The sequence below is a fragment of the Bradyrhizobium sp. HKCCYLS3077 genome (genome assembly GCF_051167555.1).
Classification (GTDB): Bacteria; Pseudomonadota; Alphaproteobacteria; order Rhizobiales; family Xanthobacteraceae; genus Bradyrhizobium.
The window spans coordinates 397,731-423,850 of sequence record NZ_JBNPTH010000007.1 but is presented as its reverse complement, the minus strand read 5'-3'; the positions used below and the strand labels follow the sequence as shown (position 1 = coordinate 423,850).

Sequence of the window (26,120 nt, the reverse complement as noted above, 5' to 3'; positions counted from 1 at the left end):
GTGCAAATCTCTCAGGATCCCGGTTCAAATGCTCAATCGTTGTCGCCGTCGCGAGAGCTGCAGGCAGCGCTCTGCTGCCCAAAGCCGGCCCAATCGTTACGCGGCATCAGCTGTCTTGGAAAGAACGCGTATCCGGGCCGCCGGCCTCGAACAGTCGTTTGAGCTCTCTCGCTGAGGTCTCGACCTTGTGCTGCGCGCTCACTTGGGCGAAGGCCGCTTGTCCCATTGCCTGCAGCTCTGCCGGAGCGCTGTCGAGGCACCGGCGCATCGCCGAAGCAAGCGCTGCAGCATCACCGGAAGCGACAAGCCAGCCCTGCTCCTGGTCCCTCACGAGTTCAGGAATTCCAGCGACGAAAGTCGAGATGACGGGACGGCGCAAGGCCATGGCCTCCATGATCACGACCGGCAGACCTTCCGCAAAGCTCGGCAGGACTAGCGCGCGGCCGCGCAAGAGGTGTGATCGTACCTCAGACGAGGTGGCCCATCCGGTGATGCGGATGCGGTCGGTAAGCCCGTGCCTGTCGATAAGCGCCGTGATCTCCTGGCGGAGCTCACCATCGCCAACAAGCGTCAAGGTGAAGTCGACGCCCGCCTCGGCAAGTCGCCGTGCGGCCTCGACGAGGATGAGCTGACCCTTCTGCTCGCAGAGCCGGCCTACGCAAACCAGGTTGCGGCTGTCGCCATATGCGGACTCCGTTTCAAAGTCCTTCTGCTCCAGACCGCAGCGGACCACCCGAATCTTGCTCCAATGCGCGTGCTCCACCAGCCGGAATAACTGGCTGCGGCCGAAGGAACTGATCGCGACGACAAAGGCGGCGTGGCGGATCTTCTCCGCGAGCCTCAGAAGCGGTGCCTTGTCGAATTCCTCTGGGCCATGCACTGTAAAGCTGAACGGCGGACCGCCCAGCGCGTGCACCAGCATCGCTACTTCGACGGAATTGGTGCCGAAATGGGCATGAATATGTGCGACGCCGGCCTGGCGCAGCCACTGAAAGATCAGGCAAGCCTCGGCCAGATAGATCAGGTGATAGGGCAGGGGTCGTTCGGCGCGCCGGGCCATGCGGAACGCGAGCCGCAATGCTCGCGCGAACGCACGCGGCCGTGTAAGCGCCGCTGAGGCCGCCGCCACACCGATCGCGAGGGCGCCCGCTTTCAGGACATAGCGAGTTCGCGCGCGTTCCGCGAAATCTGCCTCATCGACCAGGCCATCATTCCAGCCGCGAATGGAGATACGGGTAACCTCCAGCCCCTCACGCTCCAATGCCAGGATTTCCCTGCGGATGAAGCTGTGACTCACCTTCGGATACTGGTTCACGAGATAGGCAATGCGCATGTCACTTGTACTCGATCAGCCGACCAGGACGGCTCAGGAATCGGTTGCGCAAGAAAAGCAGCTGCCCCCAGGCCTCCGGAAATCGCGATAGCTGCTCGAAGAAGGCGAGCTGCAGCCGAGTGCGCCATGTCCCGGACATACTCCGACTTCGGCGAAGAATCTGGGCAGGGTAGATCAGCAGCATCAGCAGCGCCCATGGACCGACCACCAGGCTGCCGGCGATCACGACCGCCGGAATGAGGATTGCCCAGATCAAGGCTCTGCGCGTTTCCCAGACCCAATGCCGTTCGTCGGTCTTGCCGTGCAAATCAGCGCCCTGGGCGAAAGCATAGCCGCTGCGGGCCTGGCGCCGCCACCATTGCGCGAAGCGATGCATGGCGGCGTCATGCAGTGTCATCTCGTGATCGAGACGCCAGACCTTCCAGCCCCCGGCGCGCAGCCGAACGCAGAGCTCCGGCTCCTCGCCGGCAATTAGATCATCCCGATAGCCGCCCACGGCTTCCAACGCATCAACCCGCATCATGACGTCGCCGCCGCAGGCCTTGGCCTCGCCCACCGGCGTATCCCATTCGCGGTCGCACATCAGATTGTAGACCGAACGATCCGGAAAGCGCTCCCGGCGGCGCCCGAATGTGGCGCACACCTGCGGATGATCGATGAGATAAGTGATCGCGACGGCTGGCCAGTCATGCTGCAGCTCGCAGTCGCCATCGACGAACTGAACGAAATCGAGGTCGGGCGCAACCCTGCGCAATCGCTGCATTCCGGCATTCCGTGCGCGTGCTGCCGTGAACGGCAGGCTCATGTCAAGTGCGACAACGTCGATCCCGGTCTGCTCGGCCCAGGTCACAGAGCCGTCCGTAGAGCCCGAATCGACATAGACGATACGGGCGGCGCTACTGATGGAGTTCAGGCATCGCTTCAGCCGCTCTCCTTCATTGCGGCCGATTGCCACGACACCGAACGCGCGAGGAGCACGGTCAGTCATTTGAGGAGGATTGTGTTCGGCGCGGCTTGACGATGGCAGGCACGCCGACCGCAATGGAGTCGTCAGGCACGTCGGAAATCACCACGGCATTGGCGCCGATGACGACGTTGTTCCCGATGTGAATGGGCCCGAGCAGCTTCGCGCCCGCACCGATGTCGACGTTGTCGCCGATGACCGGCGCCGCCTTCTCCTCCACACGGCGGAGACCGATCGTGACGCCATTCCTGATCCGGCAGTTGTCGCCAATGCGCGTATAGCCGCTCACAATGATCCCGCCAAAATGATCGATGACAAAGTTGCGGCCAATCTCGACTTCGCAAGGCAGCTCGATGCCGGTGATGACCTGCATCAGCTTGAAACTTATCTTGTAGAGCGCTGAAAAGAACTTTCGCAGCAAAGCGGGGCGTACCCCGTACCGCCAGCGGCCAAATCGATAGACCAGCATCACCCAAAATCCTTGCGCGCCCCAATCGTGGTCATAGGCTCGCAGGTCCTGTCTGATATTATCGAACATGCAAAGATCGTCTCTCGCGCTTACCGCGTTGGTCTTGTCGCCCAGCCGGTTGGGCCGAGCAGGGAAACGGCAAGCTTCAGTTTCTGAAGTTGAGTGTTTCGCAAGCGACCTTGCACGGGACGGACCACATCCTTCACAAGCTCAAGCGCGGCGCCACAGCCGGTGAGAGCGAGATAGGTCAGCAATCCACTGAGGCCATGGTGTTTACGGAAATACAACATTTCGCTTTCGATCTGCAGCCGCGCAATTTGCCGTCCTGAGGTGGTGAGCTTGTCGTCCGCCCCTGCGCTCTCGCCGCCGATGTGAATGACAGTTGCTTCACCGAAATAGGTGACGCGCCATTCCGCTTGGCGGATCCGTCGACAATGATCGACCTCTTCGTAGTACACGAAGAAGAGGGGGTCGAAGAGGCCGACTTGCTCAATTGCCGATTTCCGCATCAGGTAGAAGCAGCCGGGGACCCAGTCGCAAGATCGCGTCCCGACATGGTCCCAATCCATATCATCGACCATTTGCACTCGAGGGAAGAACCGTCCAAGTCCGTTCTCCGCAAGAAAGACATTCCATGGCGTCGGGAAGTATCGGCAGGATGGTTGGAGCGCCCCGCTCTCACTGACCAGGCGGACGCCGAGCACGCCGCACTGAGGATGTTCGTCCATATAGGCGACTGTCTTCGTCAGCGTATCATCGGCAACGAAGGCGTCAGTATTGAGCAGGAGAATGTAGCGGCCGCGGATGCGTGGCAGGGCCTGATTGTTGGCGCGTCCAAAGCCGACATTGGTTGTATTGGCAATCAACTCGACATCAGGATATCCATGCCTTAAGATCGCGACCGAATTGTCCCGCGAGGCATTGTCCACGACAATGGTCTGCATGGAGAGCGTCTGTCTTGCGGCGAACAAGGCGGCGAAGACGCGCTCTAAAAGGTGCTCGGTATTGTAGTTCACGAGAACCACCGTAACGTCACACATATCGGGACTAGCCGAAGCAGGTTCGCTCGCGATTGTACCCGTGTTCGATATGACGTTCACGGCGCGCGCTCGCCCTGAGATGACCTGCTCTGGTTGATGCCAAACGCCGTGGAACCGGCTTCGACATCCTTGGTGATGACCGCATTGGCGCCAATCCGCGCATGCGAGCCGACGCAGACCGGCCCCAGGATCTTGGCACCAGCACCGACATCGACATGGTCGCCGATCCTAGGTAGTGCGCTGCCGCCCTCGACCGAGCCGATCGTGACTTGCTGAAACAATAAACAGTTGTTTCCGATCCGGGCCCCGGGATGGACGACAATCCCGTTCGGGTGCGGAATCAGGAGGCCCCCTCCGATGCTGCAATTGAGCGGGATATCTGCCGCCGTGACAACGCTCCAGAACCGGTGGCGAAGAACCAGAACCTTGCAGCAGATTGCAGCGAGCGGGCCGCGGCGGCTCTGCCAATATTGATATCTGCGCACGGCGAGCAGCAGTTTACGGCCGGGGTCCCAGAACCTCAGCGGTCGTTCGCGCGACCAGTCGGCGATGGCGGATCCGTCTTGGCCGGTCAAATGGTCGAGCCTCCTGTGCAGCTCATCCGATGGCACCAGCATCGCCTTCGAGGATCTTTCTGTCTGAGCGCGGTCTCGGCGGAGAAACACGTTTCCACTTTCCTGGACCATGCTTTATGAACAATTGCTCTGGCTTACCGTCTGGTAGTCTTCTCGACAAGCCGTGATCGGCCGTCGCAGATGGATCGCGGGGAGCTCTGCCCTGATGTTTTCTAGTTGATCCCGCCGGCGCGGGCATGCTTCGGATCGGACAATGAGTTGGATTTTCTTTCCATTCGAGGTGCTGGCCATTGCATTGGCCTGGTCCGTTCTCGTGTTGTTCGTGGAAATCTTGGCCGCGTATTTTGACAGGAAGCAGCCTGTGCCGATAGGCAGTGAGCGTCCTCGCGTGGTCGTGCTCATCCCCGCTCACAATGAGAGCCAGGGCATCGTGCCCACCATCGCCGATATCCGTTCGCAGCTCGGATCGGGTGATCGCCTGCTGGTCGTGGCGGACAATTGCAGCGACGACACGGCCGAGGTCGCTCTCGCTCATGGAGCTGAGGTGATCCGTCGGGATGATGCGCGCAACCGGGGCAAGGGTTTTGCACTCGACTTTGGCCTTCGCAGCCTGGCTGTTGATGATCCAGAGGTCGTCATTGTCATCGATGCCGATTGCAGGGTCGGCAGCCGGGCCATCGAAATGCTCGCCACCGTTTGCGCCGTCACCCAAAGGCCCGCCCAGGCTCTGTATCTGATGTCGGCACCGGCAGGCGCGTCTGTCAATCATCAGATTGCCGAGTTCGCTTGGCGCATCAAGAACGATCTGCGCCCGCGCGGTCTGCGCGCCCTCGGCCTTCCATGCCAGTTGATGGGAAGCGGCATGGCCTTTCCGCGCCTCGCGCTGGAAAACGTCAATTTCGCGTCAGGGCACCTGACGGAAGATCTCGAACTGGGGCTCCTGCTGGCGTCCACGGGCCACGCGCCCCTGTTTTGTCCTGCCGCGCAAGTCAAAAGCGTATTTCCGTTGACGGCAGCCGCCTCGCGATCTCAGCGGCAGCGTTGGGAGCATGGTCATCTCGCGATCCTGATCACCCGGGTTTGCCCGCTGATAGGCAAGGCGCTGCTCGAGCGTAACCTCAACCTCTTGACCTTGAGCCTCGACGCGGCTGTGCCGCCGACTGTTCTTCTCGCCCTGCTGACGATCATGGCCGCTCTAACCAATGTGGCCGCGGCCTTGTTGGGAGCCGGTCTCCTGGGAATCCTAGTGGGATTTGGAACTCTGGTCGGCCTATGCGCTGCAATTATGCTGGCCTGGAACGTGCGCGGTCGCGATCTCATCACGACGAGCAGCCTACGTGCGATCGGGCCTTATCTCGCAGCCAAGGCAGGAATATACATCCGGGCGTTTGCGCGGGAGAAGATCTGGATCAGGACCACCCGAGGCGGTGGAGTAGATGATTTATAAAAATCAGAAATATCGGTTTCAGCATTTCCGTGCTAAATTTGGCTTTTTAAAGGCGCTTGTATGTGAATTTTGCTTGACCGGCCGTGCTCGTTGTCGTTTTGTCCTGACGATATTCAACTGATAGAAAGCAGTTCCTTTGCAGGCCGGGCATTTAGCAGCACAATTCGACGGCTGTATCGCATCGGACGATCTGGCTCGCGAAGTCTACGGGATCCTGGGAATTCCAATTGACGCGGTCGGACTCGACGAGGTGGCTCACCGCATCGGTGCTGCCCTGCAGAGGAACGAGCCGTACCTTGTATCGACCCCCAATCTGAACTTCCTTGTGACGGCGCAGACGGACGTGGCCTTTCGCGAGTCCCTTCTGATGAGCGATCTGTGCCCCGTCGATGGCGTTCCGATCGTATGGATATCACGTCTCACAGGCCTTCCGATCAAGGGGCGTGTTGCTGGTTCGGATATTTTTGATCGATTGAAGATTGGTCCACAGGGATCGGTGAAGGTCTTTTTGTTCGGCGGGCCGCACGGCGTGGCCGAAACCGCTGGCCGCGTGCTGAATAGCCAGTCGAGCGCGGTTTCCTGTGTCGGCTCACTTTTTCCAGGTTTTGGCTCGGTCGATGAGATGAGCAGTGATGCGATCATGGAAGCCGTAAACGCCTCCGAGGCGCGGTTCCTGGTTGCTTCGCTTGGAGCGCAGAAGGGGCAGTCCTGGTTGATGGCCAACCATCATCGCTTACGGGTTCCTGTTCGCTCCCATCTGGGGGCCGCAATCAACTTTCAGGCGGGGCTTCTCAAGCGGGCACCCCTTTTCGTTCGCAAGTCTGGATTCGAGTGGTTGTGGCGCATCAAGGAGGAGCCGTACCTCTGGCGTCGCTATCTGCATGATGGGGCCGTTCTGGCGCGGCTGATGTTAACCCGAGCGCTGCCGCTTGCCTTGGCAGCGCTGCTGCGCAGGGTTCTGGGGAAACGACAAGCCTGTCTTTCGGTCGTCATGTCCCAGGCGAGCGATCAGGCAAATGTTGTCGCACTGCAGGGTGACGCAGTCGCCGAGACCGTCAAGGAGGCCGTGCCCATCCTGCGCGCCGCGATCGGACAAGGCACCGAGCTGACAATTGATTGTGCCCGACTGCGATCAATCGACGCGCGCTTTGTCGGGCTGCTCTTGATGGTGCGGAAATCGATATTGCAAAAGCAAGGCCGGCTGATTTTAGCCAACAGCTCGCGGCGAATTCGGCGCGCGCTCAGGCTCCACGGTTTCGGTTTTCTGCTGGACTCTGACGCGCACCATGCAGTAGCGAAGGCCCGTCTACTGCCGCCGGAGGCCAACGAGCATGTCGCATCGCCGGCCAATTTTCAGGTAAGTCGGTAGCGTCGTCTGTTTCGGCCAGAGGGTTGTGTTGATGGTCTGCGTACTTGGCATTCGGCGTGTCGGCTGCGTCGTCGCAGCCCTGCTCGTTGCGACGCTGACCGGCTGCGGGTCGCCGGAGAAGCGCTCGCAGGACTATTATGAACGCGGCATCGCACTGCTTGAAAAGAATGACGATCTGAACGCGCGCGTGGCGCTCTCGACCTCCCTTACGTTCAACAGCAACCGTTTGGATGCGCTCCGCGCCCTTGCCGGAATTAACGAGCGATTGAAGGATACCGCTGGCCTCTTCCAGGTGTTGCGGCGGATCGTCGAGCTAGACCCGAAAGACTTCAATGCACGGATCCGGCTGACTAGGATTCTATTCGCCAACAACAGTAACGACGCCGCTCTGAAACTTCTGGATGCCGCAAGTGCGGAGGACAAGGGGCGTGCCGATTATCACGCGCTCCGTGCGGCCATCCTGTTCAAGGCCGGTGATCCGAACAGCGCGGTCCGGGAAGCGGAGCAGACAATCCGCCTTGAGCCGGGGAATTTCGATGCGCTGCTGGTGCTTGCCAGCGCCCAGGTCGCGCGTGGTGAGGCTGACGCGGCCTTGCAGTTGATCGGTCAATTGCCTCCTGCGTCGCAAGATGATCCGCGCGTTCTTGCCCTGAAGGTGGTCGTCTACGGCAGGAAGCGTGACCTTGCGCAAACCGAAGTCACATTGAAGAAGCTGGTCAGCTTCAAGCCTGAATTCCGTGAGCAGCTCGTCAACCTCTATGTCGAAGAGCGCCGGCTCGACGAGGCGGAAAAGGAGCTCCGGTCTGCTGTCGCCGCCAGTCCGGCGGATGTTGCGACCAACCTTCGCCTCGTGCGTTTTCTTGCTAGCTTCCGCAGTCCGGCAGCGGCTCGGGAGCAGCTTGAAGGCCGCATCAAAGCCGCAACTGATGCTTTTCCATACCAGATGGCACTTGCCGATCTGGACTATGTACAAGGCAATCTGGATCAGGCAGCGAGCCTGCTCGACTCCGTGATCAAAACCTCTTCCCCCGAACGGGCCATCTCGGCCAAGAACAAGCTGGCCCAGGTCTACGTCAGGCGCCGCAACCCGGAGATGGCGAATAAGCTGGTCTCCGAGGTGCTGGAGAAAGACCGCCGCAACACCGGTGCGCTGAAATTGCGTGCCGCCATGCGCCTGGATGGGGGGCAGGTCGATGGAGCAATCGCGGATTTGCGCGAGGCTCTCAACAACGAACCCAAATCTCCCGAATTGCTGTTGATGTTCGGCGCTGCCTTTGAGCGTAGCGGTAAGACGGAGCTTGCTGCGCGCCAATATGCCGATGCGGCGAAATATTCGAACTTTGCACCCGCCTTCGTGCTGCCCTACGCGACGTTTCTTCAGGGCCTCCCGGACCTCGCACAGGCCGAAAACGTTCTGCTGGAGGCGATTGCCAGGAACCCGCGGGGCATGTCTCTCCTCCAGGCCTTGGCTCAGGTTCGCATCGCACGCAAGAATTGGACCGGGGCCTTGGCGGTTGCGGATGTGATGCGCAGCGCCGACGACAATGCAGGGCTTGCTGATCAGGTCCGAGCTGCAGCACTGGCGGGCCAGAACAAGCAGGACGCCAGTGTTGCTTCGCTTGAAGCGGCGCACGTGGCGGCTCCGGATGCGTTTCGTCCCGCAGCTTTGCTCGTTGCCGCCTATTTGCGCTCCGGCCGGCCGGAAAAGGCAGAGGTGCTGCTGGCCGACGTTCTCAAGCGTCGCCCGGACGATTCGGGGCTACTGCTTTTGATGGGGCAGACGCAGTCCGCTAAAGGCAGGACCGACGAAGCCAAGGCGCTGTTCAAACGGGTGATCGCCCAGGAGCCCAAAAACGAGGCCGGCTATCGCTTGCTCTCTGAACTGTACGTCAATGAGAAGAGCTTCAACGAGGCCTCCGGTATCTTGAAGGATGGGTTGAGGGAAATTCCCGACAATTTGAACCTTCGGCTTGGCCAAGCTGGCTTGGCCTTGTCGCGTGGCGACAATGATGCGGCGATGACGGCTTATGAAGCAGTCCTGAAGGATGATCCGAATGCGCTTCTTGCGGTCAACAATCTGGCCAGCCTGCTGCTGGACGAGAGAACCGACAAAGCGAGCCTTGACCGCGCCTTCCAGTTGGCTGAGCAGCTGAAAAGCTCAGATCTGCCGCAGTTTCAGGATACCTACGCCTGGGCGCAGATGAAGCGCGGGAATACCGCCGAAGCGATCAAGCTGCTTGAAGGTGTCATCGCGCGGGTACCGGGGTTCTCGGCCGCGCGCTATCATCTGGCGCAGGGGTACTTGTCTACGGGCCGTGCCACGCAGGCCAATGAGCAGCTCAAGCTGGCGTTGGCCTCGGAGCCCGACGGGACGCCCCTCAAGGACAAGATTCGCGCGGCAATCAAATAGGCCGGGATCAATTGTCGAGTGGAATGATCGTCGCGGTCTTCGCCACAGTGACCATCACGCTGTTGGAGCTCGCCGCTCCGCCATTGCTCAGCGGCAGGCCCGTCAACGGATCAAGCAGCACGTTCCCGGCCGTGGCCGTCCGGTGAAGATAGCGATAGGTGAACGACGCATTCCAATCCCGGGCGATTTGATAGGCGTAAGAGACGCTGCCCGACATGAAATCGTTGGTCGCTCCAGATGATGTCTGGCGGGAGACATCGCCTGCTACCGAAATGCTTGACCGCGCATTGATCGCTTGAGTCACGCCTGCGCGCAGTGTGGTTCGCTTGGTCAACGCGCCGGTGATCGCCGGCGATGTGGTCTGCGCCGCGAGGACGTTCAGGGTGGTATTCTTGGTGATCCGGTAAATCGCATGCGCGTTGGCAACGAAGCCAACCGAGGATCCGCCGGTCACGGTCGGCCGTAGCGGGCTTCCAAGCGGGAACGCGGGCGTGCCGGCATCCGCTGTCGCGTAAACCGCACCGGCATTTAACCCGTACGAAAATACCGCAGAGAACGAGGATTCAAACCCAGCCGTGCTCGTCACCAGCACGATGTTGGATCGCGGCGTAGAGTCGTAGTTCAGCCACTGCGCCCGGGAAGACACCGAGACTGTGGTCATCGGATCAACGCGGTGACTCCAGCTCGCCGACGCGCTTGAATCTGTAAACTGCGTCCCGCTGCTTGCGGGATCATAGGCCGTCAGTGCCGATCCGAGCGAAAACGACACCGTGTCGAGCGCCGAAAGGCTCCGCTGGATACCGCCACTCACCGCCGTCCGGTTGACGTCGCCATGAACCGTGGTCGGCAGGCCAAGATCGCCCAGAACGGCCACGACGGCGCTGGAGCGTCGAAAGCTGCCATCAAGGAAGTTCTTATCGCCCGGCACCTTGCCCGAAGTCACATAGCGCGCGGTGACGCCGACCCAGTCGGATTCGGTCTGCGTGGTGCCGTTGGTCCCGCCCCAATACTTTCGGTACCCCACGTCGCTGTCGACGGTTAGGCGTGAGGTCGGAGTCACCGCAACCGCATTCGCGGTGACGGTGGTGTAGGAGCCGAAGGTGCCGCCTGCCAGCATGTTACGCATGAACAGGTTGTCGTTGAACTCGACGGTCTCACTCATGGTCGAACTCAGCGACCAATCCCAGGCGAGAGCTGGGCAGGGCAGCAGCCCCACGCAAGCCGCAACGATAGGCGTAACCCGTTTCACCCGCGCGACCCCGATCATGGTCATTCCAAGAAGCCGCGTTCCGGTACGATGATCACGTCCCCAGCTTGAAGCGCGATATTGGCCTCCGGAGTTCCGCCCGCCTCGTAGCTCTTGTAATCGAACGAAAAGATCACCTCATTGGCGCCGCTGCCGCGGCGCACTTGAATCCGGCGCCGGGCGGCAAATGGTCCAAGCCCTCCGGCGAGCGACAGCGCCTGCACCAATGTGGTGGCCTGCCGAATAGCATAGGGGCCTGGCCGGAGAACCTCACCCGTAATGAAAATCTTGGGCTTCAGGTCCTCTTCGGGCGTATCGGGCTTGGCGGCATTGGTGAGTGCCACCGTCACCTCAAGCTCGCCGGCGTCCTTGTAATTGCGTTGCAGCCTGCTCTTGAGCACCCTTTCGAGGCGTTGGGGGGTCAATCCGCTCACCGTGATGTGACCCGCCAGCGGAAATGCAATCTGCCCGTTAGGATCGACGATCACAGTGCGGTCGAATTTCGGATCCTGCAGCACGGTGATTGACAAGGTGTCGCCCGGCTTGAGCGTAACCGGCGTCACGTCGGAACTCTGGGCAAAGCTCGCGCTCGCCCAAATCAGCACAATTCCGATCCATGCAATCAGTTTACGCATCTTCCGCTCAGTATGCCCGTGCAGACGCAAAGCAATTTTGTGTCAATTCCGCGCCCACTATGGATAGCGAGGCCTCAAGGCGCAAGCCTGAACAGCCTCCGGCAGCGCTGTTCGTTGGGCGGTAATCTTTATGAAAAACATCGTTTTTACTTGTACTTAGCGATTTTGGAGGGTTTGTGAAGTGGCAAAATGCTGAACTGTTGCTTATCTGCAATAACGTCTTCGACGACGTCGCCCGAAATGACGTCGATGCCGTTCGCATATCCGTACACCAGCGCAGTGTCACAAAGGATGTTGATGGTCCGCGGGACGCCGCCGCTGGCGTCCGCGATCTTTGCCGCCGCGTCGAGCGTGAACATGATCCGGTCGGATCCGGCCTCGGTCACCCGGAACGCAATGTAATTTGCGACTTCGCTCGGGCTGAGCGGCTGAAGATGAAAATCGGACGAGATCCGCTGGGCGAACTGGTGCAGCTGGGGATTAAGCAGCAGGTCGCGCAATTGCGGCTGGCCCACGATGATCAGGTGCAGGATCTGATGCTTGTCAACATTGATGTTGGAAAGCATCCGCAGGTGCTCGAGCGCGTCCAGCCCGAGATTCTGCGCTTCGTCGATGATCAGGATGGCCCGCCGACGCCCGGTGTACTGCCGGTAGAGAAACTCCTGCAGCCTCTTGAACAGCGTCGGATAATCGCCATCGAAGGGCTGTCCAAACGACATCAGGATCCACTGCAGCAGCTCATGCCGGCCCTGCGGCGAATTGGATATCAGCCCCATTGTCACGTTGGTGCTGAGCTTCTTCAGGAGATGCCGAAGCAGCGTGGTCTTGCCGCATCCGATTCCTCCCGTGATGACGGTAAAGCCGGCGTTGTTCGTCACACCGAATTCGAGCATGGTGTAGGCCATGCGATGCATGTTGCCCCAGTAGATCAGGTCGGGGTCTGGCAGGATCGTAAAGGGCTTCTCGCGAAACCCGTAATACGCCTCGTACATCGCTGTTCCCTGAAAGGCTGCGCCGTCTTAGATCATCCCTCTTCGCCATCCTTGGCGCCAAGTGATCATGCGGTAATACAGCTTAACAAACTTATTGTGGTTCGGCAGCGCAATGGTCTAAATGTCATCCACTTTTCCATATCTAAATGGTACATTATTTGCAACCGCGCCACTCACCCGTAGGGCCTGATTCGCTTGCCGACGCTTCAGAAGGTTAACTACGAGGACGACGCCGAGACGGGGGACGATCGCCAGAGCAATCTTCTCAGGCCGACCTTCTATTGGGAGATCTTGAAGCGCCGCTTCTTGTATCTTGTGCTGCCGTTAATCGTGATCGTCTCTGCCGGTGCTGCCGTTGCGTGGGTCTTGCCGCCAACTTACCTTTCGGAAGGCAAGATTCTGGTCCAGTCGCAGCTGATCCCGACCGAGCTGGTGCGGCCGACCGTGACCAGCGCCGCTCAGGAGCGTATTCAGGTCATCGAGCAACGTCTGATGACCCGCGACAATCTGATCGCGATCGTCGATAAGTTCCAGCTGTTCCAGGCGCAACGAAACCTGATGTCACCGACGCAGCTCGTCGATCTGGTGAAAGCCAAGACCTCGATCACCGTCATCAATCAAACTCTCTCTTTCTCCCGCCGCACTGAAAACCCCACCATTGTTTTCACAGTGGGATACGAGGATTCGAACCCCAGCCTGGCTGCAGGCGTCGCCAACGAATTGGTGACCCGAATCCTGAATGAGGATATTCGCGACCGCACCAGCCGTGCGTCGGATACGACCAAATTCCTTGGCCGCGAGGTGGAGCGTCTCCAGGCGGAGAGCGCTGCTCTTGAGGCGAAGATCGCCCAGGCGAAGGAAAGTCAGGGCGTCACCAGCGCGGGAGCCACCGATCCCGTGGCTCAGATGAAATCCGAATATGCGCAGAAAGGCGCGATCTATTCGGACAAGCATCCGCTGATGAAAGCTCTTAAGCGTCAGATTGAAGCTGCCGAAAAAGCGGCCGGTCCCACGATCTCCAACGGCGGGACGCTGGATGCGCTGCAGTCGCAGCGCGAGGCGATTCAGAAGAACCTGGAAAATGCCAGTGCCAAATTTGCCACGGCCCAGTTGGGCGAGGCGCTGGAGAAGAACCAGCAGTCGGAAAAATTTGAAGTCCTGGAACAGCCCGCGGTCCCCCAGGAGCCGATCCGTCCCAACCGTCGAAAGATCCTCGGCCTCAGTCTGTTGCTGGGCTTGGGCGTTGGAGGTGGCCTGACCTTGCTCTTGGAAATGATGGACAAGACGATTCGACGGACCGCGGACATTTATGGTGTGTTTGACAGCCACTTCGTCGTGGCGCTGCCCTACATTGTAACCAAGGGCGAAGTCCTACGGAGCAAGCGACGGACCTGGCTGTTGATCGCCGCGGGCATCGGATTGGTGGTCTTCGTTTCTTTGCTCGCCATTGTGCTGCTGCCATGGGACTTGATGATCGCCAAGGCCCGCGTCGGATTGTTTCGGTAACTGGAGAGAGATTTTGGATCCGATAAGGCAGGCGCTTGAGCGAGCCAGGTCGGCGCGTCTGAACGCGAAGGAAGCTTCGTTCGATCCATTCACGCCCGAAGCCTCGGCGGGCGGTGACGCCGCCTACCGCGATGTCAGGCTCAACGCTGCACATCTGGAATCCAAGCGGATTGTCGCTCACGATCCGATGCTGGAAAGCGGTCGCTATTATGACATGCTGCGCACTCAGGTGCTGCAGGCGATGGACGACCAGGGCTGGCAGATCCTCGCCATCACCTCACCGACCGCGGGCTGCGGCAAGACAGTGACCGCATGCAATCTGGCCATGAGCATCGCGCGTTTGCCGGAGCGTTCCGTGCTGCTCATCGATCTGGACATGATGAAGCCGAAGGTTGCTGACTATCTCGGCATTGAAGCCAAGAACGGAATCCTGAGCGTGCTGCAGGTGCGAGCCGGACTTAGCAGCACCATCATCCGCACCTCCATTCAGGCAAACGAAATGCTCGTTCTGCCGGGTGAAATCTGCAGGTCTGGATCGGCCGAGTGGATGGCGTCACAGGCGATGACCGCGTTCGTCGAGACGTTGAAGAGGGATTTCAGGTCTCACGTCATCATTCTCGACCTGCCTCCCGTTCTGATTGGGGATGACGTGCTTGCGATCTTGCCCTGGCTGGAGTCGATTCTGCTTGTCACAGCGGTGGGGACGTCGACGCTTCCCGACATCAAGGAATGCTATAAACACCTGAAGTCGGCGCCGATCGTTCGCGTCCTGGTCAATAAGGTCTCGGAACGCTCAGAGAGCTACTATGGCTACGGCTACCACTATGGTCCAAAGTGAGCACTCGACGGTCTAGGGATCCAAAAGGCCTGCAGGAAGGAAGGCGGCGATCTTGGCTGCCGGGACGAAATACTTCGCGATGTCGAAAATGGCAGGCTGCTGACCGCTGCCTTTTGCCGGCGGAATCACCTGAGAAATCTTACGACTCACGATGCCGAGGAGACACTGGGTCTCTGCGTCGAAGACGCCGGATCCTGAATTGCCGGTGCTCGCGACGTCCTTGATGAGCGTGTCGAATTTGCGCGCGTCCAGCGGGACCCAGACCGGCGAGAGGATTTCGGTAGCGACGACCTGCTCGGGGCTGACGCTCATGACCCGTTCGCCCGGTACCGGAGGAAATGCGCACAGGGCGATGCGTAGCGCCTTGGTCTCCGGCGGCACTTCGTGATCGTCAATTGAAAGCAGCGTCAGATCGGACGTTTCGAACGGTTCCTGCTTTACAATCTTGGCCGGCAGTTGCTTGCCGGCGATCGAAACCCGCGACGCAGGATGCCACCTGCCGACCACGTGCGAGGCCGTCAAAACTAGGCCCCGTCCAAGGTAGATGCCGCTGCCGAGCCGGACCTGCTCAGGCGAATTGACGGCCACCGCGAACGGCGACAAGGATTTCGGGCGATCAGCCGCCTTGACCGTGGAGCAACTCAGGCTGAAGACCAATGAGAGGCACCACCCGAAATGTCCGATCTTGCGGGAGATGACGAAGATCATAGCACGGCTCAGGAAGCCCCGACAAAGAACTTCTCGTTGTTGGGTCCAATGGCCGTGATGAGATCTTGAATGAATCGTGCCTGCAGCCGGTAGGCAGCATCTTCGGAGATGCCGACGGTGGACACACGAAACAGTGCCCCGTCCGGAATGAGCCCCATTAGACCGTACTTCATGCGGGCAAGCTGCCGGTCGAAAACCCCCGTCACAACGTTGTTGCCGATGCGGATCCAGTAGGTTACCGGCTCGAAGCGTCCCTCTTTGGTCGCTGTGACGCGGCTCAGCGGCAGGGGATTGGCTTCGGCGCGGTACGAGACAGAGCCAACCCGCTTCTCGGTCACGCGAAAGCCGGCGGCGCCGTAGCAGACCTCGGGAAGGTGCGCCTTGAGGCGATAATCCTGCGCCGGTCCGTAGGCGACCAGCAGCATGACGATATTGCCAGCCCGGTCCATGTATCCTCGTCCGACCTCTTGGCTGTAGATCTTGACCGAGGCGTCCTCGACGAAACCAGAGGGATCCGGCGTAACTAGGCCGACATTCGGGACCAGCGTCCATTCGCCGAATTTGGTCGGAATGACCTTCTCGAGATTAGGCACGCTTGAGGCATTGGCCATCAGTTCCCGCGGCCGCAGCGTCTCTGCCAGCAGTGCCGAACCCAGAATCGCAAGCGCCGCAAGGATAGCCTGAACCGGATTGACTTTCATCGCGGAGCCTCGGATACGAACTCGCAGGCCGTACAGCCGGACTGCGGCCGGATATCACCATAAGAGGCCATTTTTCTCAAGCGCGGCCAAGGCCCTCGACGCGAGCCGGAGATAGCGATACGAGCGGTTCCGGTGCCATGCTGAGATGAAGGCAGCGGCCGGGCGGTGCGGCAGAACGACCGACCGGCCAACTCGACCTGCGATAAAGGCCATTTTTCGTTTCGGAGCTATTTGATGAGCGTATTCAGGCTCGCACGTCCATGTCGGATTGCTGCATCGATCGTGCTATGCAGCGTCGGTTTGATTGGATGCAGCAAAAAGGTCGAGGAGAAGGCCGAGGCGGCCAAGAGCCAGATCGTCGCCCGTCTCGGTGAGGATGTTGTGACCACGCAAGAGCTCGACAATGAGCTTCGCATCGCTCAGGTACCGACGGACAAGCGTAAGGATCCTGCGGTGGTCAAGCAGGTGCTCGGAGAGCTGGTCTCGCGGAAATATCTTGTGCGCCAGGCTCTGGACGCAAAGCTCGATCGCGAGCCGACCGTTCTGCTCGATCTTCTGCGCGCGCGAGAAACTGTTCTCGCCAAGGCTGCTGCTTCGCGGGATGTCGCCAAGAAGAGCTCGGCGATTGTCGGGAGCGATGTCGAGCTCTATATCAACAACAATCCAATGAAGTTCGCCAACCGTCAGGTTGCCAGGATCGAGCAGATCGTGGTGCCCACAAATGCTGCCTCGCAGGAAGTGTTTGATGCAGCCCGCGAGATGAAGTCGCTCGACGAGGTAGCTCAGAAGCTTACGGCGCTCGGAATTGCCCATTCCCGCTCGACAGGGACGTTGAGCAGCGCAGATATTCCGGCAGATGTCTTTGACCGCATACGGACGCAGCAAGCGGATGATGTCTTCCTGCTTCGCGGCCAACCCAACAGCCTGTTCTTTAAAGTCAACTCGGTGGAGACGAGGCCATTGGAGGGAGAAGCGGCAGCTCGCCAGGCGCGTCAAGCCATGCAGCTCGATCTGGCGAGGTCGGAGGCAAGTCTAGCGTCAATCGAGGCAGTATTGGCCGCCAAGTACGAGGGCGAATACGCCGAAATCATGAAGATGCAGGCCCCCCAATGATCTAAAATTCCCCCGAGTCCGACAAAATCTGAGGCTCTGCCCGTCAGGGGTCGTGGCAACCATGAACGAACCGTTCGATATCCTGACTGTGTTCTGCTTTTTGGCAATGGCGATCGCGTTCTTTGTCTGGTCGGACCGGGAGCCGCGCACCCTGCTGCGGCTGGTGCTCAGCGCTATCGCCTTCGCAGGCGCGAACCAATTGGGTAACAATGGCTGGACGCTGTTTGCGCTTCTGCTGATCGGAGCCGGAGCAGTCCATGCGATTCTCACGCTCCGCGCCGACTGACGGCTAAACGTCGCGCGGCGTCGAAAACCGCGCCTCCGTCGTGCCATTGCACAGTTTTTCGCCCGATGGTACGCCTTGGCCCTTTGGTAAGAGATTTCAGGCGTGATGACCTCATTCGATACCAGCGCAGCGTCCTGGGCACCTGCGTCACGACGTTGGCTTTGGCCCGCTGTGGTCGCCGTCGCGTTCGCAGTCGCGTATACGCCCACCTTCATCACCCTGGCCGAGGGGCCGTGGCGAACAGAGCAGGAGGGGCACGGCCCTCTGATCATAGCCGCTTCGGCGTGGCTCGCTTGGCGCTCACGCCAGCTGATCTGGGATATCCAGCTCCGTCCGGCGCCTTTACCGGGCTGGGTCGCTCTGCTTTCAGGGCTCTGCGTGTTGGTTCTGGCGCGAAATCAGGACGTCTGGTTTCTCGAAGTCCTCTCCGAGCTCCCGGTGATCGCCGGTATCGTATTGTTGCTGGCTGGTTGGCGACTGTTGCGGATTCTGGCCTTCCCGATTGGATTTTTGATCTTCTCGGCACCCGCGCCCGGCTGGATGGTGGACGCTGCCACGATCCCGCTGAAGGTCTTCATATCGGACTCGGTCACCCAGCTGCTCTACACCGCCGGCTATCCGATCGCGCAGAACGGCGTAGTCATATTGATTGGGCCCTATCAGCTGCTCGTTCAGGATGCTTGCTCGGGTCTGAACTCCATCTTCGTTCTCTCGGCTCTGGGAGCATTCTACGTCTACGCGTTCCGGTGGGACGAAAAGATCCGAGCTTTCGCGCTTCTGCTCCTGATCATACCCATCACCGTGTTAGCCAATTTTCTGCGAGTCACCTCGCTGGTGCTGATTGCCTATTATGGCGGCGTCGACAAGATGGAAGGACCGCTTCACGATCTGACGGGAGTTCTGCTCTTCGTCGTCGCTGTGGTCCTGATGTTCCTCTCGGACGGCGTACTCAGCCTTCTGCTCAGGATGTTCCGCCGGCAACGGTCGTGACGGCATATGCCACTGGCGCAGCCACGCTGCGATCGCGTAAAGCTAGCGTTTGATGGCTTGACCTGCAGCGGACCGATACACTTCCAGGATCTGATTGATCTTTCGGTCCCAATCGAACTGCGCACGTGCGCGTTCGTAACCTGCTTCACCAAGGCGGTTGCGCAGCGGAGCCGACAATGCGAGTTCGCGCATGGCCGCGGCAAAGCCGTCGATCAAAGCTTCGCGAGACTCCGGCTTGACCAATATCCCGCAACTCGAGTCGAGATAGTCAACGGGCCCTCCCCAATCTGTCGCGATCACGGGCAGACCCATCGCCATCGCTTCCAAAACCACCGCCCCGCCGCACTCGAAGAGACTAGGTAAGACGAGTGCGGATGATGCGCGCATGCGCTCCGCACATGCCTCCTGGGACAGCCAGCCGGAAAACATCACTTGCGATCCGACACCCTCGCGTTCGGCGAGTGCCTCCCAATCTTTGCGCATCGGGCCGTCTCCGACAATCTCGAGCTGAAGCGAGGAGCGTTCAGAAATCCTTGCCAGCGCCTCGATGACGATATCGACCGCCTTCCAGTCCACCAAACGGCCGACGAAGATGAACTTTCCTGTCGTGCCCTCGCTCTGGCTTTCGCGACGCCAGATCGAGAAATCCACCCCGTTCTCGACGAGCTTTGAGATTGTGCCCGACACGCCGTCGGGCAACGCAAGGCGGGTTCGCTGGTTTGCGACCAGAACGACGTTCGCACGCAGCTTGCCCGGGAAGATGAACTGAACCATTCCGGCAAGTGAACGGCCGAGTCGAAGTGCTGCTCGAGACAGTACATCCTGCTCCCGCCGAAACGCCTCCGGGTATTCCATTCCGCCATTGAGAGGGCCAACCACGACCGCGGTGCCAAGACCGTACATTAACGATGGCGTCTTCGGCGAGACCGGAATTGGCTCATGGACGACATCCACGCGCCCACGATTCATAAGGTCAATGATCAAGCGCCGCTGCGCGAATTGTGTGCTGAGATGGATCGCCAGGCCGCAGGTGATGTCGGCCACCCTTCGGGGAAGGAAGCGGCTCAACCAGATCATGCCGCGGTGGAACGCCGTATCCTTGGCAAAATGCAGCCGCTCGAGATGATCGGGAAACTCTTCGTAGAGTTCTTCGCGATTGCGTGCATGAGCGACCAGGTGAACGTCTTCTCCGCGCGCCAGCAGCAGCCGGAAGTAGTTGAACGGAATGAAAGCTTCGCCACCGAAGCGACGAGATGCATTGCTTGCGACGATGACGATGCGCATGTCCAGTCTTTTGCGATGAATTTGCCGGTTCGGCCCGGGCGGATCCCCGCGTCACATTCTCTGATGAGGTTGGATGCCAGCGGTGAGCGTTTTAGGCCCTGGCTCACGCTATTGCCACCCTGCAATGATCTGTTTGGCCTCAAGCTCGAGACGATGGGCGTTCGCATCGATCTCGGCCTGAACCTGTTTCAGATCTGCGTCGCGATAGAAGAAGTCTGAGCAGCGGGCGTTATAATCGACCACGAGCAGGTTCAGATGCCGAGCCTGCTCTGGTGTCTTGACCCACTGCTTGATGAGCCTCAGACGCTCTTTCTGAAAATGGCAATAGCGGACCGCTTGCAATTCCAGGTGCTGTCCGGTGCCAACTGGAGGCATGGCCTGTGGTGCAAGGGGAGGAGCATCTGCTGTTGCAGTTGTGGCTGGCGCCGCAAGATCCGACGAAGAGCCTCCCAGCCAGCGGATACTGAGGTTGATGGCGGCTCCGCCCAGCATGATCGCCACAAGGCCGGCGGTTCCGAAGGCGAGGGAGCGCAAGAGCCTGCGCTTCAGGCTTCCCCGGGGGCCTGGTGTGCGCTCGGACGTCAATCGCCTTAGCCGCCCGATCAGGCTTTCGACCAGTTTGGGCCGTCGTGAAGATGGCGGAGCGGGCGCCGCAAGCGGCTGTCGGCCGCCTTTGGGGTGCTTTGCTCCGACAAAGGATCGCATGAATTGAAGGCTGTTGCGCATCTCCTTGAGCAACTGCGGCGGCGCGCCGTTGGCCTCGCCATAGGTGATCAACCCCGAAATGAGTGCGATGACGGCTTTTCCTGCGCCGGGTGCATTGCTCAGCCGCAAGGTCAGTTGGTGCGTCTCTTTCCACGCGAGTTCACGCGCTGCCGTATCTGCGATCTTTGCCGCATTGGTGAACGCTGTCCAGAGTGCCTTTGCCGGCCCAGCCGATTGCTCGCCAAATCCCGAGCTTTCGAGCGCCGCAATGATTTCCGACGAATTCGTCTGCGCGCTCTCGATTGCCGCACTCAGTTCCTCGACTTGCGCCGCCATAGATAATCGGGACAACAGCCGCGCGTCCGCGCTGAGTTGGTCCATCGTTGTCGGGACTGCCGCAAAGATCTCACGGGTCGCATCGCTGATCGCCAGCGCGGCCTTGGATGCGCCGGTTTGCGCCAGCTCTTCGAGGAGAGCACGGATCATCCCGAGCGGCGTATCGAGGTCCGTCTCGGAGCCGAGTGTCAGCTGACGCGCCAGCAATGGGCGGCAAAGCGAGGTCCATAGATGGACCGAATCTGTGAGTCGCTCGTGTAGCGCCCGGTGGTTTGGCTGCTCTCGCAACAACAAGCAAACCTGCTCGATGAAGCCTGCGGCCTCTCGCCGTGGCCCGTCGATCGTGGCCTCGTATTTGTCCAGCAGAAGATCGAGGCGGCTCCATGCGTCGCTGGCCTTTGCGGAGAGAATATGGATGGTGCAGTCCAGTACGGCCGGGATCGCGTCCCAGACCGTGCGGTAGCCCCGGAGGGCCGCTGCCATCTGGAGGTCGCACACAAGCGAGACGCCGTCACTGACACTGACCAGGGACGGCGGCGGCAGCTCGGCACTCTGTCGGATGGCCTTGAGCGCCGTATAGACTTCGTTGGTGTCAATGGCGGCTTGCGCCAAGATTAGCTCGATGAGTAGTTCGCCCGGTGCAGGCTGTCGGCTCGCAACCCGCGCTAGGAAATTGGCGCGATCCAGCGGCGATAGCCGCTGCGCAGATAACAACGCCTGGTCGATCGATAGATCATCGCGGAGGGCGATCTGGAATGCCTCCATCTCGTCAGGCGCGCAGGCCAGCGGATACGCCAGCTCATGAACCAGCCGGATATCAAGGTCGGAAAGGGCTTGATGCGCGATCAGGAGCTCGTCGGGTGAGGCCGCTTTTGCGTCTCGGGCAAAAAGCAGTGCATCGTCCAAGACACGCTTCGTCGCCGACGGCGTAACGCGCAGAAGCCGAAACGGCTGGGCCAGGAGGTCAAAATTGCTCGGTCTGCGCGCAGGATCCACGGCCATATCGGCTAAAAATACTCAACAAGAGAAGGAGGTCGCTCAATAGGGCCGCACGTTGACATAAAACACGTGGAGAAACCTTCTCGTAATTAAACCGATCGGGGCGGCTCGCAAACCTAATATCATACCTCTCGAGCGAGGCGGCGTTAGCCCGCCATCGTGCTCTGAGCGATGGGCCTACAGTTTTGTACATAAAATCAATGACATCCTGCCCCCTCGCCTTTTTCCGATGGGCGCATGCGTCAACGATCCCGCCCGTTGAAAGATGTTGCTGCACAAGCACAGCGATCAGTTCGTGTCTTCCCAGTGGCTAGATCGCGGCTAACTGACCTTGCCTTCGCGGCACCAAAGCGATAATCAGGTTACACCGCGTTAAGAATTCATTTATCCAAAATCTAGATGGGGGTCGCGTAATGCGAAAATCATTGGCTCTGCTGGCACTGACTGCCGCATTCATTGCTTCCGTCCCGGCGCAGGCTGCCGTTACGCTGAACCTGCTGAGCTTCGGCACCAATGTTCCTGCAGTTGTCCCGGGCCAGGTTCTCGAAACGTTCGACAGCCGCACTGCCGGAAGCTTTGCGGATTTCACGAATGGCGCCCTGGATTTTTCGTCTAAAGGCGCGAAGGTCGAGAATGGAAGTCTGGCCGGTCAATATGCTGCGCCGTACTTTCAGGGCGGAGCGGACACATCAAATTACCTTAGCGTCTTCGGAAATACGACGGAGACGGTCAAGATCAACAATGGGAGCTTGGGCACCTATTTTGGTCTCTATATCGGATCGCTCGACACCTACAATTCGATCTCGTTCTATAAGAACAACGCCCTTATCGGAACGTTTGGCGGGAACGACATCACGGGTCTGATTGCATCATTGCCGGCAAATCTGACCTCGCCGAGTTCGAACCGCTATGTCGAATTCAACTTCGACGCGGCTTCCTACTTTGACACTGTCGTGTTGAGCAGCGGAAACCAGAACTCGTTCGAGGTTGATAATATCGCCGTCAACTTCAACACGATCACGCCGGGGGTGCCCGAGGCATCGACCTGGGTTATGATGGTCCTCGGCTTCATGAGCGTCGGTCTCATTGGATATCGTCGCCGCAGCGGCGGTCCGGCTTTTCGCCTCGTCTGAGCGAATTGCCTGAGCTATGAACATGAAAAAGCTGCCCCGTTCGGGCAGCTTTTTTTGCTGTCGCCTTACGGAGCCGGCCGCAGGCGTCTTAGGTCGTGCTTTTGCATCGTAGACGGCATGGTCTGTCGTCCATGCCTGATCTCTTGAGCCTTTCGTCAGTGGCTCAGCTGGGGCGCTCTGGAGGCTGCAGTTCGCTGCCGCGTCAGATCGCTTACCTTGCGAGCGAGCAGCGATGATTGGGCGCGCTTAAAGGTTTGAAGACCCTATCCGGCGACGGCGGATTCGACCCGCGATCGGCGCTGCGGGGCCAGGCATCCGCCGGCTGGCTCCAGTCTGGCCCTATGCCTGGTGGCCGTGAATTGAACCATCAGGCACGGGGCCAAGCGTGCATTGAAGCTTCTTCCATGATGGTGTCGACGAGCCAGGAAAGCCGCCTGCCTGGGTTGAGGCACCTGATTCAACTCAGACAAAGCCCAGCGCACCAGGGGGCCGGGTTCGGTCGGAGTGCTCAGGTGACGTGTCGCTTGGTCAGGACTCGGTTCTCAGCTTGACCGCCAACGGCGGCGCCAACGCGCCGTCGGCGAGCATTGGCATGTTTGCATCGGCCGCGAGGAACGAGTGTCTGGCGGCGCGAGCATCGCGCGCTGTCGCGGCATAGTAATAGGCGGCCAGGAAGATCATGGGTGCCATGTAGAACTGGGCTATGAAGAGTTCGACCTCTGCAAACGTCCGGAAGACCGCCAACGCAACGTAGCCAGCAAAGAAGCAACTTTCCGGTTTTGGATCCTCCAATACCCAGCGGAAGGTTTCGAAAACGACGAGCAGCGTCGTCAACACGCCAAGCACGATTCCGGTCAGGCCCAGCTCTGCGCCAAGCTCCAGCCAGAGATTGTGGAAGTGGAATCCGTTGCGCGTATAGATGTAGAAAAACGCCCAGAACCTTTCCGCCCAACGGTCGCCAGGAGCCCAGACCGCCTGGAGGCCCATGCCGCCGAATGGATGCTCGGCAATCACGTCAAGAGCGTGCGACCACAGCAGTGTGCGGCCCGTGAGAGTGGTGTCCTTTCCGACAGAGGCAAGTGCGAGGTCGATAATGTTGTCGTCAATGATATACGCGATCCCGATCGCCATGCAGACGACGAGCGCCGCAACCCCGATCAGCTGATAGCGAACGCTTGCTCGCGCTGAGCGCAGCATATACGGGCCAGCAGAGCAAAGCAGGGCGATAATACCTGCAATCATGGCGCCGGCGGAGTTGGAAGCGACGAAGATGGGAGGCAACGTCACCATCGCCAACAAGGCGACCAGACGCGAGATCTTCGGCTGCTGCCGGTCAACCATAACCCAGAAGCTTGAGAGCAGAGCAAGCGCGGCTGCCAAGGCCAGCTGGTTTTTGGACCCGAACGCTGGCGCAACAAAATGATGGTAAAGGATTGATGCTAGAAACGAGTACATCAGCACGGCGATATACAAGAAGGGCGGAAGCGCCCGAGCGAAAAGCAGCGCCGCGAGGGTTGTGAGGCCAAGCTGCGCGGCTCCGCGCGCCGACAACATCGGAAATGGCGACCACAAGGCCGAGAGGGCCGCAAGGCCGACGATCATCCAGGGAATAGGACTCCAACTGAGAGCGGCGAGCGGGCGGGCCGGAAAGATCACGCAGTAGAGCCCAACGACGAGCACGAATGCCGCGGCCGGCACAGTTGGGACGGTCTGGATCAGGGCGATCGAAATGGCCGCACAAAGCCAGGCCCACCAGCTTACGCGAAGTTTCCATGCCGCTTGATCGGGCGTTGCAGCGAGGGTCGACGAGATCATGGATGTGAGTGGTTCCCAGGTTCAGCTCAAGGATCGCAACCAATCCAAAAGTATCAGATCAGCGACATAAACGGACCATGGATAAGTGAGCCCGCGGCCAGACGCGCCTCTGTCACAGAACACCGCTGTTGCCTCAGTCTTCTTCTAAGACGCCACGGCGATCCGTGCGCCCGCTCGCAATCGCTTGTTGATCCTGCGGCCGGCATCGATGGCAGGCTGCTCGATCCAGCGATGGACCACCGCCGCCCAGGCCAGCGTAAGGACGACAGCAGCTCCCGCAAACGTCAACTGCACGACCCCGCCAGCCCCCGGCGAGAGCCAATCCTCCAGTACGAGCAGAACAATCTCGTGCAGCAGATAGACGGAATAGCTGATCTTTGCCAGCCAGGCCAACAACCGCGTCGTTCCTGTCAGCCGCGCGCGGGCCAAAAGGAAAAGGGCGATGGCCGCGAGATAGCCGGTGAGGAAAGATAGGGGCGTGAACAGCGGATCGGCGCGCTCCGGCGCGCCGAGCACCACGAAGGCTGACACCGGCACCAGCACCAGCGTGGCGAGCCAAACCTGCTGCTCTGCGTCGGCCCTTCCGTTCTCGTCGATATGACGGAGGGCCAGTCCAAAGAACATCAGCGCAAGGTTCAACAGGAGATTGGCGTGTAGATACAGACCCGTGAGGCGTCCAATCAGGCTGAGCGCCACGGCAAGCATCAGAAGCCCTGTCATGCTCATCAGAGCCATGCGTTGCGAATGCAGGCCGTTGCAGAGATAAAGGGCCATGCACAGGCCGTAGAAGGCCAGCTCAATGATCAGCGTCCAATATGGACCCAAGAGGACGGGCACTCCCATTGCCATCTCGAGCATGGTGGCATTGGCGATCAGATGAGAGGGCGGGACGTTGAGGTGCTTGTACCAGGTCAGCACCGCATAGGCGAACAGAACCGAAACCCAATAGGCCGGATACAGGCGGAAGAACCGCCCGACCGCGAAGGTTTGCAGCGCCATGGGGGGGCGGATCGAGAATGGCACGACATAGCCGCTCACAATGAAGAATGCGCCTACGCCAAGCCGTCCGGCGTCGAACAATGAGACGAAGACCGACTGCCATGCTTCGTGTCCGCTGACATTTGCTACGATCAATCGGTCAACGACGTGTTGCAAAAGGACGCACATTGCCGCTGTGCCGCGCAAGGTGTCGATGAAAGCGATCCGTTGGCTCGTCACGGCCGTCC

23 protein-coding genes are annotated in these 26,120 nt (G+C 59.8%); 9 read left to right on the top strand and 14 right to left on the bottom strand.

Features of this window, described 5'->3' with window-relative positions:
- Positions 1-106 precede the first annotated feature (106 nt).
- From ACQR0Z_RS27875 to ACQR0Z_RS27855, 5 genes are read right to left on the bottom strand one after another with little or no spacing between them, the layout of a single operon-like run.
- Complete coding sequence (locus ACQR0Z_RS27875) at positions 107-1,333, bottom strand: glycosyltransferase (protein WP_434920752.1); 1,227 nt, start codon at positions 1,331-1,333, stop codon at positions 107-109.
- 1 nt (position 1,334) lies between these two features.
- On the bottom strand, positions 1,335-2,321 hold the full coding sequence (locus ACQR0Z_RS27870; RefSeq protein WP_434879687.1) for a glycosyltransferase: 987 nt from the start codon (positions 2,319-2,321) through the stop codon (positions 1,335-1,337).
- A complete protein-coding gene (locus ACQR0Z_RS27865) occupies positions 2,314-2,835 on the bottom strand; it encodes a serine O-acetyltransferase (RefSeq protein WP_434879686.1) in 522 nt (173 codons plus the stop codon). Before ACQR0Z_RS27865 ends, ACQR0Z_RS27870 begins: the two co-directional genes overlap by 8 nt.
- Before the next feature lie 20 nt (positions 2,836-2,855).
- Entirely contained in the window at positions 2,856-3,806 is a 951-nt protein-coding gene (locus ACQR0Z_RS27860) for a glycosyltransferase family 2 protein (RefSeq protein ID WP_434879710.1), read from the bottom strand.
- A gap of 56 nt (positions 3,807-3,862) precedes the next feature.
- Positions 3,863-4,423, bottom strand: a complete 561-nt coding sequence (locus tag ACQR0Z_RS27855; RefSeq protein ID WP_434879685.1) for a serine acetyltransferase — start codon at positions 4,421-4,423, stop codon at positions 3,863-3,865.
- Between the two features lie 211 nt (positions 4,424-4,634).
- Here ACQR0Z_RS27855 and ACQR0Z_RS27850 point away from each other — a divergent pair, with 211 nt between their 5' ends.
- From ACQR0Z_RS27850 to ACQR0Z_RS27840, 3 genes are all read left to right on the top strand, one after another.
- Positions 4,635-5,828: a glycosyltransferase family 2 protein gene (locus ACQR0Z_RS27850; RefSeq protein WP_434920751.1), complete on the top strand. Its 1,194-nt coding sequence runs from the start codon at positions 4,635-4,637 to the stop codon at positions 5,826-5,828.
- Positions 5,829-5,964: 136 nt separating this feature from the next.
- A complete protein-coding gene (locus tag ACQR0Z_RS27845) occupies positions 5,965-7,197 on the top strand; it encodes a WecB/TagA/CpsF family glycosyltransferase (protein WP_434879683.1) in 1,233 nt (410 codons plus the stop codon).
- Between the two features lie 31 nt (positions 7,198-7,228).
- Complete coding sequence (locus tag ACQR0Z_RS27840) at positions 7,229-9,607, top strand: tetratricopeptide repeat protein (RefSeq protein WP_434879682.1); 2,379 nt, start codon at positions 7,229-7,231, stop codon at positions 9,605-9,607.
- Between the two features lie 7 nt (positions 9,608-9,614).
- On the opposite strand, the gene ACQR0Z_RS27835 is transcribed toward ACQR0Z_RS27840, so the two are convergent.
- The 3 genes from ACQR0Z_RS27835 to ACQR0Z_RS27825 all read right to left on the bottom strand — a co-directional run bounded on the left by ACQR0Z_RS27835 (position 9,615) and on the right by ACQR0Z_RS27825 (position 12,480).
- Positions 9,615-10,769 (bottom strand): hypothetical protein, encoded by a 1,155-nt coding sequence (locus ACQR0Z_RS27835; RefSeq protein WP_434920750.1) that lies wholly within the window; start codon positions 10,767-10,769, stop codon positions 9,615-9,617.
- A 107-nt stretch (positions 10,770-10,876) separates the two neighbouring features.
- On the bottom strand, positions 10,877-11,488 hold the full coding sequence (locus ACQR0Z_RS27830; RefSeq protein WP_434879680.1) for a polysaccharide biosynthesis/export family protein: 612 nt from the start codon (positions 11,486-11,488) through the stop codon (positions 10,877-10,879).
- A gap of 146 nt (positions 11,489-11,634) precedes the next feature.
- On the bottom strand, positions 11,635-12,480 hold the full coding sequence (locus tag ACQR0Z_RS27825) for an ExeA family protein (RefSeq protein WP_434879679.1): 846 nt from the start codon (positions 12,478-12,480) through the stop codon (positions 11,635-11,637).
- Positions 12,481-12,675: 195 nt separating this feature from the next.
- Here ACQR0Z_RS27825 and ACQR0Z_RS27820 point away from each other — a divergent pair, with 195 nt between their 5' ends.
- On the top strand, positions 12,676-13,986 hold the full coding sequence (locus tag ACQR0Z_RS27820; RefSeq protein ID WP_434879678.1) for a sugar transporter: 1,311 nt from the start codon (positions 12,676-12,678) through the stop codon (positions 13,984-13,986).
- 13 nt (positions 13,987-13,999) lie between these two features.
- Positions 14,000-14,824 carry a CpsD/CapB family tyrosine-protein kinase gene (locus tag ACQR0Z_RS27815; RefSeq protein ID WP_434879677.1) on the top strand — a complete coding sequence of 275 codons (825 nt, stop codon included), beginning with the start codon at positions 14,000-14,002 and terminating at the stop codon, positions 14,822-14,824.
- 12 nt (positions 14,825-14,836) lie between these two features.
- Here the strand turns inward: ACQR0Z_RS27815 and ACQR0Z_RS27810 are convergent, their stop codons facing one another.
- Together ACQR0Z_RS27810 and epsI are read right to left on the bottom strand one after the other, a co-directional pair.
- Positions 14,837-15,532: a S1 family peptidase gene (locus ACQR0Z_RS27810; protein ID WP_434920749.1), complete on the bottom strand. Its 696-nt coding sequence runs from the start codon at positions 15,530-15,532 to the stop codon at positions 14,837-14,839.
- Between the two features lie 8 nt (positions 15,533-15,540).
- Positions 15,541-16,233: an exosortase-associated protein EpsI, V-type gene (gene epsI, locus ACQR0Z_RS27805; RefSeq protein WP_434879675.1), complete on the bottom strand. Its 693-nt coding sequence runs from the start codon at positions 16,231-16,233 to the stop codon at positions 15,541-15,543.
- A gap of 234 nt (positions 16,234-16,467) precedes the next feature.
- Between epsI and ACQR0Z_RS27800 the strand changes: the two genes are divergently transcribed.
- The 3 genes from ACQR0Z_RS27800 to xrt all read left to right on the top strand — a co-directional run bounded on the left by ACQR0Z_RS27800 (position 16,468) and on the right by xrt (position 18,622).
- Complete coding sequence (locus tag ACQR0Z_RS27800; RefSeq protein ID WP_434920748.1) at positions 16,468-17,346, top strand: hypothetical protein; 879 nt, start codon at positions 16,468-16,470, stop codon at positions 17,344-17,346.
- A gap of 61 nt (positions 17,347-17,407) precedes the next feature.
- Positions 17,408-17,632, top strand: coding sequence for an XrtV sorting system accessory protein (locus tag ACQR0Z_RS27795; RefSeq protein WP_434879673.1), 225 nt, complete (start codon positions 17,408-17,410; stop codon positions 17,630-17,632).
- A gap of 105 nt (positions 17,633-17,737) precedes the next feature.
- Positions 17,738-18,622, top strand: coding sequence for an exosortase (gene xrt / locus ACQR0Z_RS27790; protein WP_434920747.1), 885 nt, complete (start codon positions 17,738-17,740; stop codon positions 18,620-18,622).
- A gap of 42 nt (positions 18,623-18,664) precedes the next feature.
- On the opposite strand, the gene ACQR0Z_RS27785 is transcribed toward xrt, so the two are convergent.
- Together ACQR0Z_RS27785 and ACQR0Z_RS27780 are read right to left on the bottom strand one after the other, a co-directional pair.
- Complete coding sequence (locus tag ACQR0Z_RS27785) at positions 18,665-19,906, bottom strand: glycosyltransferase family 4 protein (RefSeq protein ID WP_434879671.1); 1,242 nt, start codon at positions 19,904-19,906, stop codon at positions 18,665-18,667.
- 108 nt (positions 19,907-20,014) lie between these two features.
- Positions 20,015-21,853: a hypothetical protein gene (locus ACQR0Z_RS27780; RefSeq protein ID WP_434920746.1), complete on the bottom strand. Its 1,839-nt coding sequence runs from the start codon at positions 21,851-21,853 to the stop codon at positions 20,015-20,017.
- A gap of 506 nt (positions 21,854-22,359) precedes the next feature.
- On the opposite strand from ACQR0Z_RS27780, the gene ACQR0Z_RS27775 reads away from it, so the two are divergent.
- On the top strand, positions 22,360-23,079 hold the full coding sequence (locus ACQR0Z_RS27775; RefSeq protein ID WP_434879669.1) for an Npun_F0296 family exosortase-dependent surface protein: 720 nt from the start codon (positions 22,360-22,362) through the stop codon (positions 23,077-23,079).
- A 528-nt stretch (positions 23,080-23,607) separates the two neighbouring features.
- On the opposite strand, the gene ACQR0Z_RS27770 is transcribed toward ACQR0Z_RS27775, so the two are convergent.
- The gene (locus ACQR0Z_RS27770; protein WP_434879668.1) at positions 23,608-24,894 is read right to left on the bottom strand and encodes an O-antigen ligase family protein; all 1,287 of its coding nucleotides are present in this window, start codon (positions 24,892-24,894) and stop codon (positions 23,608-23,610) included.
- A 144-nt stretch (positions 24,895-25,038) separates the two neighbouring features.
- Positions 25,039-26,112, bottom strand: a complete 1,074-nt coding sequence (locus tag ACQR0Z_RS27765; protein ID WP_434920745.1) for an acyltransferase family protein — start codon at positions 26,110-26,112, stop codon at positions 25,039-25,041.
- Positions 26,113-26,120: the final 8 nt, after the last annotated feature.

Coding starts and splice junctions, on each gene's coding strand:
- ACQR0Z_RS27875 (WP_434920752.1), bottom strand. CDS start 1,333: ATGCGCATTGCCTATCTCGTGAACCAGTATCCGAAGGTGAGTCACAGC.
- ACQR0Z_RS27870 (WP_434879687.1), bottom strand. CDS start 2,321: ATGACTGACCGTGCTCCTCGCGCGTTCGGTGTCGTGGCAATCGGCCGC.
- ACQR0Z_RS27865 (WP_434879686.1), bottom strand. CDS start 2,835: ATGTTCGATAATATCAGACAGGACCTGCGAGCCTATGACCACGATTGG.
- ACQR0Z_RS27860 (WP_434879710.1), bottom strand. CDS start 3,806: ATGTGTGACGTTACGGTGGTTCTCGTGAACTACAATACCGAGCACCTT.
- ACQR0Z_RS27855 (WP_434879685.1), bottom strand. CDS start 4,423: ATGCTGGTGCCATCGGATGAGCTGCACAGGAGGCTCGACCATTTGACC.
- ACQR0Z_RS27850 (WP_434920751.1), top strand. CDS start 4,635: ATGAGTTGGATTTTCTTTCCATTCGAGGTGCTGGCCATTGCATTGGCC.
- ACQR0Z_RS27840 (WP_434879682.1), top strand. CDS start 7,229: ATGGTCTGCGTACTTGGCATTCGGCGTGTCGGCTGCGTCGTCGCAGCC.
- ACQR0Z_RS27835 (WP_434920750.1), bottom strand. CDS start 10,769: ATGAGTGAGACCGTCGAGTTCAACGACAACCTGTTCATGCGTAACATG.
- ACQR0Z_RS27830 (WP_434879680.1), bottom strand. CDS start 11,488: ATGCGTAAACTGATTGCATGGATCGGAATTGTGCTGATTTGGGCGAGC.
- ACQR0Z_RS27825 (WP_434879679.1), bottom strand. CDS start 12,480: ATGTACGAGGCGTATTACGGGTTTCGCGAGAAGCCCTTTACGATCCTG.
- ACQR0Z_RS27810 (WP_434920749.1), bottom strand. CDS start 15,532: ATGATCTTCGTCATCTCCCGCAAGATCGGACATTTCGGGTGGTGCCTC.
- epsI (WP_434879675.1), bottom strand. CDS start 16,233: ATGAAAGTCAATCCGGTTCAGGCTATCCTTGCGGCGCTTGCGATTCTG.
- ACQR0Z_RS27800 (WP_434920748.1), top strand. CDS start 16,468: ATGAGCGTATTCAGGCTCGCACGTCCATGTCGGATTGCTGCATCGATC.
- ACQR0Z_RS27795 (WP_434879673.1), top strand. CDS start 17,408: ATGAACGAACCGTTCGATATCCTGACTGTGTTCTGCTTTTTGGCAATG.
- xrt (WP_434920747.1), top strand. CDS start 17,738: ATGACCTCATTCGATACCAGCGCAGCGTCCTGGGCACCTGCGTCACGA.
- ACQR0Z_RS27785 (WP_434879671.1), bottom strand. CDS start 19,906: ATGCGCATCGTCATCGTCGCAAGCAATGCATCTCGTCGCTTCGGTGGC.
- ACQR0Z_RS27775 (WP_434879669.1), top strand. CDS start 22,360: ATGCGAAAATCATTGGCTCTGCTGGCACTGACTGCCGCATTCATTGCT.
- ACQR0Z_RS27770 (WP_434879668.1), bottom strand. CDS start 24,894: ATGATCTCGTCGACCCTCGCTGCAACGCCCGATCAAGCGGCATGGAAA.